This is a genomic window from Paeniglutamicibacter sp. MACA_103 (assembly GCF_045798555.1).
GTDB lineage: Bacteria > Actinomycetota > Actinomycetes > Actinomycetales > Micrococcaceae > Paeniglutamicibacter.
This window is the reverse complement of the sequence record NZ_JBIXLN010000045.1, coordinates 20,267-35,993: the sequence shown is the minus strand read 5'-3', so window position 1 is coordinate 35,993 and position 15,727 is coordinate 20,267. Positions and strand designations below refer to the sequence as shown.

10 protein-coding genes and 1 riboswitch are annotated in these 15,727 nt (G+C 65.3%); of the genes, 7 read left to right on the top strand and 3 right to left on the bottom strand.

Annotated features, from left to right (window positions below; all coding sequences use genetic code 11):
• Positions 1-84: 84 nt before the first annotated feature.
• The 3 genes from ACIPVK_RS17970 to ACIPVK_RS17960 form a co-directional block, all read right to left on the bottom strand.
• Positions 85-828 carry a hypothetical protein gene (locus ACIPVK_RS17970; RefSeq protein WP_407613351.1) on the bottom strand — a complete coding sequence of 248 codons (744 nt, stop codon included), beginning with the start codon at positions 826-828 and terminating at the stop codon, positions 85-87.
• A gap of 28 nt (positions 829-856) precedes the next feature.
• Complete coding sequence (locus ACIPVK_RS17965) at positions 857-1,606, bottom strand: DUF5058 family protein (protein WP_407613350.1); 750 nt, start codon at positions 1,604-1,606, stop codon at positions 857-859.
• A gap of 173 nt (positions 1,607-1,779) precedes the next feature.
• A riboswitch (glycine riboswitch) is annotated at positions 1,780-1,870 on the bottom strand.
• 133 nt (positions 1,871-2,003) lie between these two features.
• Positions 2,004-2,930 carry a LysR family transcriptional regulator gene (locus ACIPVK_RS17960; protein WP_407613349.1) on the bottom strand — a complete coding sequence of 309 codons (927 nt, stop codon included), beginning with the start codon at positions 2,928-2,930 and terminating at the stop codon, positions 2,004-2,006.
• 185 nt (positions 2,931-3,115) lie between these two features.
• Between ACIPVK_RS17960 and ACIPVK_RS17955 the strand changes: the two genes are divergently transcribed.
• The 7 genes from ACIPVK_RS17955 (at position 3,116) to ACIPVK_RS17925 (ending at position 15,620) form a co-directional block, all read left to right on the top strand.
• Complete coding sequence (locus ACIPVK_RS17955) at positions 3,116-3,835, top strand: SDR family NAD(P)-dependent oxidoreductase (protein WP_407613348.1); 720 nt, start codon at positions 3,116-3,118, stop codon at positions 3,833-3,835.
• Between the two features lie 53 nt (positions 3,836-3,888).
• Positions 3,889-5,166: a flavin-containing monooxygenase gene (locus ACIPVK_RS17950; protein ID WP_407613347.1), complete on the top strand. Its 1,278-nt coding sequence runs from the start codon at positions 3,889-3,891 to the stop codon at positions 5,164-5,166.
• A gap of 44 nt (positions 5,167-5,210) precedes the next feature.
• Positions 5,211-6,014 carry an aspartate/glutamate racemase family protein gene (locus ACIPVK_RS17945; protein ID WP_407613346.1) on the top strand — a complete coding sequence of 268 codons (804 nt, stop codon included), beginning with the start codon at positions 5,211-5,213 and terminating at the stop codon, positions 6,012-6,014.
• 20 nt (positions 6,015-6,034) lie between these two features.
• Positions 6,035-6,799 carry an SDR family NAD(P)-dependent oxidoreductase gene (locus tag ACIPVK_RS17940; protein WP_407613345.1) on the top strand — a complete coding sequence of 255 codons (765 nt, stop codon included), beginning with the start codon at positions 6,035-6,037 and terminating at the stop codon, positions 6,797-6,799.
• 173 nt (positions 6,800-6,972) lie between these two features.
• Positions 6,973-8,442 carry a Na+/H+ antiporter NhaC family protein gene (locus ACIPVK_RS17935; RefSeq protein ID WP_407613344.1) on the top strand — a complete coding sequence of 490 codons (1,470 nt, stop codon included), beginning with the start codon at positions 6,973-6,975 and terminating at the stop codon, positions 8,440-8,442.
• A gap of 334 nt (positions 8,443-8,776) precedes the next feature.
• Entirely contained in the window at positions 8,777-9,142 is a 366-nt protein-coding gene (locus ACIPVK_RS17930) for a nuclear transport factor 2 family protein (RefSeq protein ID WP_407613343.1), read from the top strand.
• Between the two features lie 127 nt (positions 9,143-9,269).
• Positions 9,270-15,620, top strand: a complete 6,351-nt coding sequence (locus ACIPVK_RS17925; RefSeq protein ID WP_407613342.1) for a DUF4011 domain-containing protein — start codon at positions 9,270-9,272, stop codon at positions 15,618-15,620.
• Positions 15,621-15,727 lie beyond the last annotated feature (107 nt).

Genomic DNA, 15,727 nt, shown 5'->3' with positions numbered 1-15,727 from the left:
CGGGGCCGGGGCCCCCCCCCCCCCCCCCCCCCCCCCCGCCAGTCAATATCGTGAAAATTCGTATCAGCGGACCGAACGTCCCGGTCAGTACACCGGGCCCTCGGGCCTGGCTTCCAGCGGAACATCCTCAGGGGTCCCCAGGGTCTTGCGGTCGCGCAGCATCCAGGCGAGCGCGGCGGTGGCAATCACGGCGACGGCCGTGGAGAACAGGCCGAAGGGCTTGTAGACCTGGGCAATGAAGACCACGATCACCGAGACCACCAGCGCGATCACCGCCGAGCGCGGGGCCTTCTGGCTCACGATGGCCTGGACGAGAACGGCGCCCATGACGGTCGGAAGGATGTAGAACTGGACGGTTTGGATGATGTCGACCGGGATCACGCTGACCAGCCACGTGCCCAGCAGACCCACGAAGATGAACAGGGATGCCAGGTGGACGGTTGCGGCGCCGCAGATGGCGGCGACCGAGGCCAATTCGCCCTTGCGGGTGCCGGGTTTCACGCCGATGGTCGACTGGGCGATCATCGCCGCCGGCAGCAGCTTGTTGGAGATGTTGCCGATCATGAACGCCTGGTACATGGAGGAGGCGCCAAGGATCGGGAAGTAGGTCAACGGCTCGACGATCCAGATGACGCCGAAGACCGCGGCCAGCGCGGCGAAGGCCGTGACGATTCCGGCGACTTCGATGTCCAGACCGGCGAAGAAGACCAGGTAGGCCGGGGCGGCCAGGGAGAAGAAGAGGCCAATGATCATGGTGATCCGGCCCCAGCGGGAGGTGGTCTTGTCGAAGGCGCCAAGCGCCTCGTGCAGCTCTGTTGCTTTGCTCATGATGTGCTCCTGGGATTCTTGGCTGCGTTTAGAGGCGGGTGGCTGCGTAGGTGATGGCCAGGGCCAGGATGATGGCAATGCCCAGCGCCCATTCCTTGATCCATGGCCGGTTGACCCGTTTGGCGACGACCATCAAGACGGTCATGATCGCCGCCGAGGACACGAAGGCGACAACGTGGAGCCACGACTTCGGCAGTTCGCCGATGCCCAACACCATGAATGCGGCAACCATGGCGGCACCCGGGACGACCATCATGATGGCGGGGTTGACCTTGCGCAGTGCGGAGTCGCCGCGCTTGAGCAGCGGGGTGAGGATGAGGGTGGCAATCATCCACATGGCTCCGCCCAGGCTCATGGCGGCCAGGGCCAGGCCGAAGACCGCCTGGGTGTAGGTCGGGCCGCCGAGTTCGGCGCCCGCGGTCTTGGCGGCGATGGCGGCCGCGGCGGTTTCATAGGACACCGAGCCAATGAGGCCGATGCGCACCAGAACCGCAGGTGTGCCGAAGATCGTGAGCAGTGCGACGGCGACCAAGACCACGGCCAGCGAGGGGCCGAGGGCGGAGATGGCACCGGCGCGGAAGCTGGTCTTGAGTTCGGCCTGTGTCATTCCGATGTGCGGCGCGGCGGTTCGGGCGGCCTTCATGTAGATGACGCTCTGGACGATGATGACCAGGAAGACGCCGATGGCGCAGGCCCACAGGATCGGTGAGTTGGCGACGGCGAGGATGTCCGTCGAGTTGCTGTCCGCAGCGGCGGGCAATATGGCAGGTACATGCATGGGGGAGTTCTACCGTTCATCGAAGGGTTCAGTGCGGTGATTAGCTGGCCGTTGATGATGCCGGTTGCCACCGTGCCCGCTCTGTCCTGAACCTGAAAGTGAAACCAGTGCCCCATGGCACTGGCGTGCTTCGTCGGTGAGCCACCCGTCCCGGTGGCTGCTCTCCAGAGTTTCCTCACGCGGCTGTTCCTGGTACCTGAGAGATTGCGGGTGCTTGCCCCTTCGGTGCCCGAGTGGTGTCCGGGACTCTCCAGCCGCGCGTGATCGGAAGACTATTCAGTTGTCGGCGGCTGCTTGACCGCTTGAAGCCACAATACTTGACGTGGGTCACAGCGGCTCTTTTGTGTCACCGACCGAACGGTCATGAATCTGGATTTCCGATCCGGCGGCCGGTGGCCTAGGGGCCCGAGAGCGTGGCCAGGCCGGAAATGTGCTTTCTGGCCAGCTCGATGAACCTGGCCGTCGCCGGGGACATTCCGCCACTGGCCCGGGTGACGAATGCAAACACCTCCTTGTAAGGCGGATCGAGGCGCGCCCAGCTGAGTACCGAACGGGTGCTGTATTGCATCACCGAATAATAGGAAGCAACGGTGTCGCCCAGCCCGTTGGCCGCCAGCTCCAGCGCGGCACTTTGGAATTCGACCTCGATGTCCGGGGTGATTTGCACCCCGGCTTCGGCGGCAAGCCGGTGGAGGCCACGGCGCAACGGGTCGCTGCTGCGCCAGTGGGCCTCGGAAAGTATCAGCTTGGACTCGGCGAGGAATTCGATGGTGACCGGTTTTAGGGTCCGTTGCGGGTCGGCGGAGGCAAAGACCGCCTCGTCGACCAATACCGGCTCGCTCACGTGCAGGTTGGTGTCGTCGATGGGCAGTTGCACCAGCCCTGCCTCGAGGTCGCCGTTGCGAATGCTGTCTGCAACCTGTGCGGAATTCAGCCCCAAGAGCCGGATGCGCACCTGCGGGTGCAGCGACTTGAACTCGGAAATCAGCGGCGTGAGCATGTAGGAATGGGCGCTGTTGAAGGTCCCGAAGGAGACCTCGCCGCCACTGAGCGTTCGGGCGTCACGAGCGGCAACGGTGAGGTTCTCGGCGCTGGCCAGGGTCTGTTTGGCCAGGGGAAGGATCAGCCGGCCAACGTCGGTGAGCTGCAGTTGCCTGTTGGTGCGCGTGAAGAGTTGCGCTCCAACCAATCTTTCGAGCCGCCGGATTTGTTCGGAGATGCTGGGCTGTGCCACGTATTCGGCCTCGGCAGCCGCGGAGAAGGAACCGGTTTCCACTGCGCGAAGAAAGTACTGGAGTTGCCTGAGTGTCGGGCCTTCGGCCATGTGAATTTCATCCTCCGCGTTCGGAGCCATGGGCTGCCCATGGCGGCTGGCTATAGGTTGAGCCTATGGCCAGTATAAGGATTGTGTCGTAGACGAGCACTGTATGCCAGATCACACTGGAAGGACATGAATCGTTCGCAGGCAACCGGCCACGTGCCGGTGGCCCGTATAGGAGAAACCAGCCAATGCATGAAGAAACGGTCCGCGCCACAGCCATCGTCACCGGAGCCGCAAGCGGAATGGGCCGGGCGACCGCGCTGGGTCTGGCCGCCCATGGCTGGGACGTGCTGGCCTTCGACTTGACCGAAGGCAAGCTCGAAGCGGTCGATGGTTTCATCCCGGTTATTCCAGTGGATGTCACTGATCGCGCGGGAATCAAGCAGGCCATAGCTTCCCATCTCGCTAACAACGGCACCCGCATCGAGGCCGTTGTGAACGTTGCCGGCATTTATCCGCCCAGCACGCTGGCCGACTTCACGACCGAACAGTTTCGCCGCATCTTCGACATCAACGTGCTCGGCGTGCTCAATGTGACGGCCGAGGCCGTCGAGCACATGGGCAACGGCGGGGCCGTCGTGAACTTCGCTTCAGTCGACGCCTTCACCGTCTCGCCAGGGCAGCTGCTTTACGGGGCATCCAAGGCCGCCGTGGTCATGTTGACCAAGGAATTGGCTTTGGAACTGGCGCCGAAGGGGATCCGGGTCAACGCCATCGCGCCGGGCTGGGTGCGGACTCCGGGCAACGCCGCCACGGGACGAATGGAAGAAGCCTCCAAGGGCATTCCCCTGAACCGGGTGGCCGAGCCCGAGGAAATCGCCCGGTGGGTCTCGATCCTCACCAGCCCCGACGCCTCGTTCATGACGGGGGAGACCGTTGTCCTCTCCGGCGGAGACGTCATGCGCTAGCCAGCGCGACCCAAGCCAAAGTCCCAAATTTTTGAATGAAACGAGGCAACGCCATGAAGAAGTACTGTGTGATCGGAGCGGGTGCGGCGGGAATGTCGGCGCTGAACACCCTCCTGGAATCGGGCCACGAGGTCGACTGCTTCGAAAAGAACGACACTGTCGGCGGCCACTGGAACACGGACTACGACGCCCTGCACTTGATCACCTCACGCGACCAGACGCACTTCGAGGGCTTCCCGATGCCCGCCCACTACCCGCATTTCCCGCGCCGGACCCAGATCGCCGAGTACCTGCACTCCTATGGGCGAGAACGGGGATTGCTGGAGCACATCTCCTTCAACACCGAGGTGCTCTCCGTAACCCCGGTCGAGACCGAGGGCACCACCGGCTCGGCCGGCTGGGTCGTGACCACCACCAAGGGGTCTGACACCTATGAAGGAGTCCTGGTGGCCAACGGCCACCTCTGGGACAAGAAGATCCCGGAAATTCCCGGTACCTTCGACGGCCCGCAGATTCACTCGGGAGACTACAAGAACGTCGGGGACGTAGAAGGGAATCGTGTCCTAGTCGTCGGAGCCGGAAACTCAGGCTGCGACCTAGCGGTGGATGTGGCCCAGCACCGGTTCGAAGCAGACATCGTGGTCCGCCACGGATCCTACTTCCAGCCGAAGATGTATTTCGGCCAGCCGCGCTCCGAACTCGGCTTCCTCAAGGATTTCACGGCGGAGGAACAGGACCTCATTGCCCGCCTGCTGGCCAGGGTCTCCATTGGGGAAAACTCCAACTACCCCGGCCTGCCGGTGCCCGAACACCACTCCCTGGCCGAAGGGGCGACGGTGGTCAACGACCTGCTGCTCTACTGGATCCACCACGGCCGCGTACGCGTGGTGGGCTCCGGCATCGAGCGCTTCGAAGGGAAGAATGTCCACTTCGCCGACGGAACGGTGCGCGAATACGACACCATCCTCTACGCCACCGGATTCCATTCCACGCTGCCGTTCCTCGAACAGGCGCTGGTCCCGCGCAGCAAGGGCGCCCCGGTGCGATACGCCGGAGGCATCATCCCGGAGGGGCTCGAGAAGCTCTACTACATCGGCATGATTGCACCGCGCGGACCGCAGATCCCGATCTACGGGGTGCAGGCCAGGATCGTGACGCGCATGCTCGAGCTTCACGCCGCGGCGCCTAAGGGCAGCGCACACCTGGCCGAATACTTCGCCAAGCTCCAGGATCCCGAAGACCGCATCGATATCCCGCGGCACTTCTGGGACGCGCAGATCAAGGACACCAACCGACTGATCGAGGCCATGGGAGTGGGCGTCAAGGCCTGAACCTGGTCTACCCCGCAACCATTCCCGATCGAAGGAGAATCAAGTTGAAGCTGTGCTGGATCTACCCGACCACGCGGATTCCCGAGCTCGAACCGCTGTGGCAGGCCATGGAGGAATCCATCCAGGGCCTGCTGCGCGACGACGTGCAGGTGGAATACCGGTTCCTGGAACGATGCGGAAACTTCGCCCGCTCCCTCTACGCCGAATCATTGAACAACGTGTTCATGGCCGAGGCCGCACTGCAGGCCCAGGACGACGGGTTCGACGGGGTGCTGCTGGGCTGCTGGAACGACCCGTTGTGGGAGGTGCGCGAGGCCTTGGATATTCCGGTGGCCTCGGTCGGGGAGCAGTCAATGCTCGCCGCACTGACCATGGGGCACCGCTTCGCCGTGGCCACGGTGTCGCAGAAGACGTCATTCTCCATCGAGCGGGACCTGCTCGCCTACGGACTGGGAGACCGCTCCATCGCACGTCCCGTGCGGTACCTGGATCCCGAATCGACCAACGCTTTGCTGCTGGAGGCCGTCGCGGACCCGACGCGCCAGGTGGTGCCCCGCTTCGACGCCCTAGCGGAGGAATGCGTCGCCGACGGAGCGGAGACCATCGTGGTCGGCTGCACGTACTACGCTGCGATGCTGCGGCGGGCGGGCTACACAAGGACCTCCATCAGCGGGGCCACCGTCCTGGACGCCAGCGCCATTGCCATCAAGCAGCTCGAGGCCATGGTGGATATCGCGAAACTGACCGGCTACGTCAAAAGCCGGTCCGGGTCCCTACGCACCCCCGAACGCGCAAAACTCGACCTCCAGCGCCAGGCGCTGGGGCTGCTTGTTCCCACAACTTCCTAGCCCGCAAAGGATTGAACCCCATGAGCGAAGAAAACCACTATTCCGCACCCCAGCGGCTGAACGGGCGCGTTGCGCTGATCACCGGTGGGGCGCGCGGCCAGGGCGCCGCCCATGCCAGGCGTCTGGCATCCGAGGGCGCGACCGTTTACGCCGCCGACGTCTTGGACGAGGTGGGTAGGGAACAGGTCCAGGCCTGGACGGATGAGGGCCTGGATATTTCCTATCTGCATCTGGACGTCACGCGACGCGAGGACTGGACTGACATCCGCGACCACCTCCATGAGCGACACGGACGCCTGGACATCCTGGTGAACAACGCCGGAATCATTGACGTGGGCCCGCTGTCCGAACTCGATCCCGAGGTATGGAACTGCATCCTGAACGTCAATCTCACCGGGGCATTCCTGGGGCTGCAGACCATGCACCCCCTGCTCAAGGAGGGAACGGGCAGTTCGGTCATCAACACCTCCTCGATCTTCGGCCCCTCGGGAGCCGTCGGATATTCCGCCTACGCCGCGAGCAAGGCCGGGCTGCTGGGCCTGAGCCGTACAGCGGCTCTGGAAATGGCCGATGACGGTATCCGGGTCAACGCGCTGGTGCCCGGAGGGGTCAGCACACCGCTGAACGAGGCGGAAAAAGACGGGGGAGTCATTCCCGAAACCCCGATGGCCCGCCGCGCGCACGTTTCAGAGCTTGCCGCCGCCGTGGCGTTCCTGGCCAGCGACGATGCAAGTTTCGTCACCGGCACGGAATTGGTCGTGGACGGGGGATTCAGCGCCCGATGACGGCCCGACGGCCGAAACCACGGAGCCAGGCCGCCGAGGCAGCGTGGCCCGAATCCTTCCACGGTGAAGCCCGCCTGAAGTCATGGGCAGAAATGCCACTCAACGAATTACAACAACCCGGATGTCGGAAACGATGATGAATCATCGCAAACATGGATAAGAGGTGAGGGCACATGGTCGAGGTAGACGAGAAGCCCTATGTGCACATAGATAAGACTCGGATCGGCCTGCGCGGCAAGGAGCCATCCATCTTGGTCTCCCTGGGCGTGATCGCGCTCCTGGCGGTCATCCTCCTCGTCGGCACCGCGGTGATGTCGATGCCGATCGAAATGGCCATGTTCTTTGGGATGGTCATCTTGATGATGTTGATGATTGCGACGGGGTTCTCCTACCAAGAGGTGCAGGATTCGGCCTTCGACTCCATCCGCAAGGTCGTGGAGCTGCTCTTCATCCTCCTGGCCGTCGGAATGCTGATCAGTTCCTGGGCCATGTCCGGGACCATCCCTACGATCATCAAGATCGGCCTTGAAACGATCCATCCGTCGTGGTTCTTCGTGACCGCGATGCTCCTATGCTCCGTGACGTCGTTGGTCACCGGAACGTCATGGGGGACCATGGGTTCGGTTGGTGTGGCGTTGATGGCGGTTGGTAACGGCCTGGGAATCTACGCACCGCTCACGGCTGGTGCCGTGATCTCCGGCGCCTACTTCGGCGACAAGCTTTCGGTCCTCTCAGATTCCACGAATCTCTCGGCCGCCATAACCGGGACCCCGCTGATGACCCATGTCCGCTACATGTTGCACACCACGGCTCCCGCCTACGTTCTGACCATGATCACGTTCGGCGTGCTGGGCTTCATGGTCCCGCAAACCGGAAACGCCGGATCGGCCATCGGCGACATCGTCAAGGGGCTCGACACAAGCTACAAGCTGGGTTACATCACCCTGATTCCGATCGTGGTCACCGTGGGCATGCTGCTGTTCAAGCTGCCGCCGTTTGTCTCCATCATGGGTGGCGCCGTTGCCGGGGCGATCCTAGCCGTGGCTTACCAAGGGATGAGCCTGCTTGACGTCACCGAAGGCCTGTACAGCGGCTACGTCTCGGACACGGGGCAGGAAGGCATCGACAAGCTCGTCTCCGGAGGCGGAATGATGGCTATGGCCGGCCTGGTGCTGCTGTTCATGTTTGCCGTGGGTGTTTCCGGGCTGTTGTACCTTGGCGGCTATGTCCACGCGTTGCTTGGCGTGGTGCTGAAATGGGCCAACACGCGCCGGAGGATTATGGTCCTGGCCTCGCCAACCATGATCGCCTCGATCGGGCTTGGTGCCTCGTACTCCTTCGGAGCCGTGATGGTCGGGACCTTGTTCACCCCGGGATTCAAGAAACTAGGGCTCAAGAGCCAGAACCTCTCACGGACCCTCGAAGATTCAGGAACCGTGTACGATCCGTTCTTCCCGTGGTCCGGCGGCGGCGTTTTTGCCGCGGGTGTCTTGGGTGTTGCAACGCTCGAATACATGCCTTTCATGTTCTTCGCCTACTTCTCGACGCTGGTGGCGCTGGTGGTGTCGCTGACGCAATACAAGGTCGCGGCGTTTGAACCGGAAAACGTGGAGGCCGTCCAGGAACCGGTCAGCAGCCCCTGAGCGGAGGTTAGCTGGTTTGGCCACCGCGGCGTGGTCAGGCACCCTCGCGGGATCGTGAGAATGCCGGGCCGAGTGGGGACAAAGCCCACTCTGCCCGGCATTCCCTCTTCATGTCAGGACACCTGATGGGGCCGGGCGGGGTGACCAGCCCGAGCAAACCGCTCGCATCGATCGGATGTCGGGCGAATAGGCATTCCCACGAGAAGTACAGGTGGTTAGCCTAGAAAACCTGCATGTCGGCCTCGTGCGCGAACTTGTTGCCGAGCGGCCGAAGCGCATGCAGGGACCAGCTGCCCACCGAAGCGCCACATACTGATTCCCGGAGGTTTCATATATGTCTGCCAACAAGGACACCGTCAGGAAGTACATCGACGGATTCAACAAGTCGGATCATGCCCAGATCCTGTCGTGCCTGACCGACGACATTGAATGGACGGTCTTCGGCCACTTTCGGCTTATAGGCAAGGAAGCCTACGACCAGGCGATCGAAAGCCCCGACTTCAGTGGGCCGCCGGTGCTGGAAATAGTGCGCTTGGTCGAAGAGGACGACGTGGTCATGGCCGAGCTGTCCGGCGAGGCGCACCGGGCCAACGGCGAGATCATGCGCATGGCCATGGGAGAGGTCTTCGTGATGCGCGATGCCTTGATCGCCGAACGCCGCGCCTTCGTCATCGAACTGACCGAGAACGAGTACAAATAGACGCCGGTGCTTGTCGGTCCCACGTCGGGCGGCCGGCAGGTCACCGCATATCTGGGATAGGTTCATAGGAGGGCAACGTCAGCCGTGTTCGGGTTGACCGGGCTTCGACTACGGGATGGGTAACTGGATGAGACTGCGGGAAATTGTCGGTGCGGCACTGGACATCGTCTCGGATGCATTGACTCCATTCATCGCCGATCATCTTGCCCGACAGAACCAGGCGGCCGGCTGGACCGGGCTGCTCGGTCGGCTCGACGATGCCTTGGGATCCGCTACTTCGTCCGGCCCCAAGGAATTGTCCATGCAACTCGGCCGGCTGATTGCCGCTCCCGGCACCGCAGGGCATCTGATCGAACTTTCGCCTCGGCAGCATCGGCTGGCCCTTGAACTACGGGATCTGGGCAACGCGTGGGAACAAGGGGCAGGTTTTGGTGCCGACTCCGTCCAGCGGGGCCTGGAGGCCTGCTCGGAGTTCCTGCGGGCCCTGGAGCTGGAGCACCCGGCGCGGCGCGTGGAGGACCTGGCCGCTGCCGCGGCACGGCAGGTCGATGACCCTGACGCACTGGACGCCGACTCCGATTCGGGGACGAGCGGGAACGGCGGACCCATCCGGGTCGAGATCGCACACGGTCCATCCATTAACTACGCCACGGCCCACACCCATGCCCGCATCCTCGAACGGGTGGTGCTCGAGAACCGCGGCGAGCAGCCTCGCCCGGTATTCGTGACTGCGGTGCTGATGAGCGGCAACCTGCCGGTCTCCGCGGTGGCCAAGCACAGCCTGGAATTGCCGCCCGGAGTGAGCACGCTCCACGACCTGGACGTGGTGCTGGATCCGGCGGCCTTCGCCCTGGTCGACACGCGCCGTCCGGGCAGGCTCATTGTCCGGGTGGCCGACAACGGCAAGCTGGTCGCCGAGGAATCCGGCGCGGTGGAGCTGTTGCCGGCGAGCTACTGGCCGGGCGCCGGAACCCAGGCCAACGCCGAGCTGCTGGCCGCGTTCGTGCAGCCGCAGCACCCACTGCTCACCGGGATCCTCGCCGAGGCCGGCGACCTGTTCCGCCTTCGCACCGGGTCCCTTGACGCCCGGCAGGGCGGCGCCGAGCGGGTGGACCAATCCGTCGAGTGCATCTTCGAGGTGCTGTGCGGCCGCAACATCCGCTTCGGCACCCCTCCGGCGCATTGGGACCTCGCGGATCTCGGCGGACAGCACGTCCGCGGCGCCCAGGAGATCCTCACCGAACGGCTCGGCACCGCCCTGGACACCACGCTGCTCATGGGCGCGCTGCTGGAGCGCGTGGGGATCAACTCGGTGATCTGGCTGGTGCGCGGCCATGCGTTCCTGGCCTATTGGCGCATCCCGGACGGGGCACTGCCCAGTAGCAGCCTCGATGCCGAGGGCGCCCGCGCGCTAGTGAACCTGGTCGCCGCCGACCACCTGCGCATCGTGGATACCAGCGCGATCACCGCTGAAAGACGCGCCTCCCTCGCCGAGGCCTCCGCCGCGACCAGGAACGAATACGCCCAATCCGCCACTGCCGCGCAGTCCTTGGCCTACGCCATCGACATCCGGCAGGCGCGGCGCAGCGGCATCGGCCCCTTGCCGGCACGCGGCGTCTCGGAGTTCGGCAAGCCCATCGTCGTCGAGTACCGCACGGCCCCCTCGGACACCCTGGAACGCTTCTTCAAGGAAAAATCCGAGCGTCGCCAGTCGGTGCCGCTCTCCCGGGGCAAGGCCGCGCCGCCGCGGATCACCGCTTGGAAGAACGGGCTACTGGACCTTTCCCTGCGCAACCGCCTACTTAATTTCACCGAGCGATCCCGCTTGCCGCTGGCGGTGCCCGAATCCCTGGTGGACGGCTTCGAGGACCTGGTCAACAACGGCAAGGCCATCGAGCTGCTGCCCGCCGACGAGATCGGCGCCCTGGATGCCCAGCGCTACCAATCCGGGCCGATGCTGCCCCTCGAGCGCCGCATCGAGCTGCTGCTCACCCGGAGCAGGGTCTACACCCGGCTGGATTCGGAGCGCTACCTGTCACGTTTGCGCAGGGTGGCGAGCGAGGCCAAGCGGATCATTGACGAAAGCGGCGCCAACAACCTCTACCTCGCGCTGGGGTCGCTGACCTGGTCCATGGACGGGCGGGCGCTGCGCTCGCCGTTGTTCCTTCTCCCCGTTCACCTCAAGCCCGCGGGACGCGGCAAGCATTACCGCATCGAGATCGATGAGACCGGTGCCTCCACCCCGAACTATTGCCTGGCCGAGAAATTGCACGAGCAATTCGGCCTGCGCATCCCGGGTTTCGAGGACCCGGTGCGCGACGGGTCTGGCATCGACCTCGAATCCGCCCTCGGTGCCCTGCGCGAGGCGTTGGTGGCGGCCGATCTTCCCTTCCATGTGGAGGGGACGGTGGACCTGGCGATCCTGCAGTTCGCGAAGTTCCGCATGTGGCGGGACCTGGACGAAAACTGGGAAACCTTCATGTCCGCGCCGCTGGTGCGGCACCTGGTGGAATCCCCGACCAACGAGTTCGTGGACCCGGCGGACGCGGATCCCGCGGGGCCGGAGATTGACCTCGACCAATTGGCCGCCGAGCTTCCGGTCCCGGCGGATGCCTCCCAGCTGGGGGCGGTCGCCGCCGCACGCGCCGGGCGCACCTTCGTGCTCGAGGGCCCTCCGGGCACCGGCAAGTCGCAGACCATCACCAACCTGCTGGCGCACGCTATGGCCTCGGGGCAACGGGTGCTCTTCGTGGCGGAGAAGCGGGCGGCGCTCGAGGTCGTGAGCAAGCGCCTCAACGAGGTGGGCTTAGGGGAATTCGCGCTGGACCTGCATGACAAGGGATCAAGCCCGAACGCGGTGCGCGCCCAGATCAAGGCATCCCTGGACCATTTGGTCTTCGCCGATGCGGCGGGGATGGAACTGGCCGCCAACGACCTGTCATCCTCCGTCCACCGGCTGGCCGGCTATGCGCGGGACCTGCACGAGGAAAACGCCGCGGGCTATTCGGCCTACGGCGCGCACAACATTGCCCTGTCCATGGATCCATCCATCGACGCACTGCCGATCCCCGAGCGCTTCGCCGCGCATGCCACGCAAGCCGAGGTCGCTGCGGTGCGCGAGGCGCTGGTGGGGCTTCCCGACACCGCGGGACCGGCACGGCCGCGCGATGAACATCCGTGGGGATTCCTCGGCGGCCCCGTCCCTGCCGATCAGCAAGCACGATTGCTGGCCGCTGCCGAGGCTCTGGACCTTGCCCTGGGCAGCGCGGCCCAGCTGAGTAACGACACGCAAGTGGCATCCCTGGTGGAGCGGGCCCCGGAACCCGAGGACCTGCGCCGCCTGGCCCGGCTGCTGGAGGGAAATGCACCAGCTCCCGTCCTCGACGCGGCCGCGACACCCGAATGGCAGGCCAACAGCGAAGGACTGCTGGCCGAGGCAACCGCCCTGGTCCAACGCACGTCCTGGCTGAGCGATGTCGTCGAACCGTCCGTGCTGGAAATGGATCTGGCCCCGGTTCACCAGGCAGCCACGGTCGCCAACAGGTTCGGGTTCCTCGGGATCGGCCGCAAGAAGCGGCGCCTGCAGGTCATCAGCGAGCACTTCGGCGACCGGTGGATCGGCGCCGAGGAGCAGGCACGGCACCTGGTGGCCTTGGTCGAGGGCATGATCGAGGCCCGGGCACAGTGCGCGAAGCTCGTCGCTGGCCTGGGCGAACTTGCGGGAATCACTCTGGGCGGGCACTGGAACCCCTTCGTCGAAGGTGACATCCAGTCGGTCGCGCAGCAGCGCGAAAGGCTGGTGCACCTGGCGGGAGTGCTGTCCCAAGCCGGGCTTGCCGGCAAGGACACGGACTACGTGGCATCGCTGCGCGAGGTCCTCGAACGGGGCACACCCGCCGATCCGGCGCTCGCCGAAGAACTGGACGGGCTTGCCGCCGCATGGGACCGGTTGCCGGGCACCATCCCCGCGGTGGCCCGCACCCGTGCGGCCTGGCCGGACACCCCGGGTTTCCTGGGCCGATTCGGCCGCAGTGCCCGGGAACGCGGCACCGGGCCCACGGCCGAGCGCGGACTCGAACGCTGGATCGCCTTCCTCGGCGCCCTGGAACCGCTGAAGGCCAACGGGCTGGAAGCCGCCTGGGCACAGCTTGCCGGCGGAGAGATCCCGGCGGAGAACGCAGTGCGGGGATTCATGCGCGGTTGCGCCGAATCGGCCCTGGCCGAACGGCTGGCCACCCACGGGCTGGACGAGTTCAGCGACGCCGCCCAAACGCGCGCCATCGGGCGATTCACCTCCTCGTCCAGCCAGCTGCGTCAACACCGGGGCAAGTCCCTGCCCGAGCTCATCACCCGGCAGCGTGCCGATCGGCTGAAGGCAGCCGAGAAACGCATGGGGGAACTGGCCCGGCAGCTCGAACGCCGGCGTGGGGGCTTGAGCGTGCGCCAACTCATGGACTCCTACGGGGATCTGGTCACCGCCATCCTGCCGTGCGTGCTGGTCAGCCCCGACTCCGCCGCCCGGTTTTTCCCGCCGCGGGCCGGGGAATTCGACATCGTGGTCTTCGACGAGGCCTCGCAGATCCGGGTCGCCGACGCGATCGGAACCCTGGGCCGCGCCAAGTCCGCGGTGGTGGTGGGGGATTCCAAGCAGATGCCGCCCAGCTCCTTCGCCGAGGTCTCCATTGACTCCGAGGACGACGCGGACTCCGAGCTGCCGGTGGCCGATGAGGAGTCGATCCTGTCGGAGGCCGTCATGGCCCGGGTGCAGCGCCGCTGGCTGTCCTGGCACTACCGCAGCCAGGACGAATCGCTGATCGCCTTCAGCAACAAGCACTACTACGGCGGAAAGCTGTCCTCCTTCCCGTCCCCGCGCAACAGGGCCGCCCGTCCGGGCCACGACGGCTACGGCATTTCCCTCGTCCGTGTCGAGGGGACCTTCCACCGCACCGGCGCCAACGGAATGCTGCGCACCAATCCGGTGGAGGCCGGGCACATCGTGGCGGAGATCAAGGCCCGCTTCGACGCCTCACCGGGTCAGATCCCGTCCATCGGGGTGGTCACGTTCAACGCCCCGCAGCGCGACCTGGTCGAGTCCCTGCTGCGCGATGACGCGGACGAACGCCTGGGCGCCGCGCTCGAGACGGATGACGAGGGACTGTTCGTGAAGAACCTGGAGAACGTGCAGGGCGACGAGCGCGACGTGATCCTGTTTTCCACGGCCTTCAGTGCCAACGAACGCGGGCGGTTGCCGCTGAACTTCGGCCCGCTGAACAACGTCGGTGGCGAGCGCCGCCTGAACGTGGCCGTGACCCGCGCGCGCCGCCAGGTGGTGGTGTTCTCCAGCTTCGATCCCGCCGACCTGCGCGCCGAGGATTCCTCGGCCCTGGGCATCAAGCACCTGCGCGCCTACCTGGACCTGGCCGCGGAGGGAAACCACGCCCTGGGCAGCGGGTCGGACTCGGCCGTTGCGCGTGATCGGCACCGCGAGCAGGTGGCTGCCGCGTTGCGGGAGCGCGGGCATGTGGTGGACACGAATGTCGGGCTCTCCGACTTCAGGATCGATCTGACCGTGGCCGTCCCCGGACGCCCCGAAGAACCCTTGATGGCGATCCTGCTGGACAATGAGCTCTGGGCATCCCGCCAGACCGTGGGGGACCGCGACGGCCTGCCGCAGGACATCTTGCGCAACCTGCTCGGCTGGGAGTCGGTGGCGCGGATCTGGCTGCCGGCGTGGCTGAAGGACGCCGAGTCGGTCCTCGATTCCATCGATGCCGAGTTGGCGAAGGCGGAGAAAGCCCGCAAAGCCCGGGAAGCGGCCCCACTCAGGGGTTCTGCGGACAACGGCAAGGCCGAAGCCTCCGTCATTGCGGGCACCGCAGTGCAGCAGGCGGCGTCCGGAAGGGAAAAACGCAGCTATCCGGGCAAGGCCACACCCTTCAAGCCGTGGGACTTCCGCCAAGTCGGGACGCTCAACGAACTAGACGAGCTCAGGGGTGCGGCCGGCAAGAAGAAGGCGGCGGCATTGTTGGCCGAGATCGTGGAGGCGGAGGGACCGATCCAGCGCAGCCGCCTGGCCAAGCTGGCCATCAACGCCTACGGCCTGGGCAGGGTCTCGGCAGCCCGGGAAAAATCGATGCTGGCAGCGCTGGACAAGAAATCCCATCGCACCGACACGGACGGATATATCTGGCCGTCCAGGCGGGAACCGGCCGGCTGGCTCGATTACCGCACCGGCTTCGCAGCGCACGAGCTGAACATCGAGGACATCAGCCCCCGGGAGATCTCCAACCTCATGTGCGCGCAGGCTTCGCTGGCCGGGGAATCCGGCGTCGACGAGCTCAAGCGCGAGGCCATGGGGGCTCTGGGGTACGGACGCATGACCGAGAAGATCTCCGCATGCCTGCAACAGGGGCTGGAACTGGCGGTGCGCGAGCAGCGTCTGGAATCGGTGGCCGGCAGGATTCGTCCGGCCGGGTAGCCGGAGTCCTGGCGGAATTCCGGCAGAGGCACCCAACGCGGACCCACGCAGACGGCCCCTGCGGCCGGACCTAAGCCCGGCCGCAGGGGCCGCAAGTGCGAAGCGCT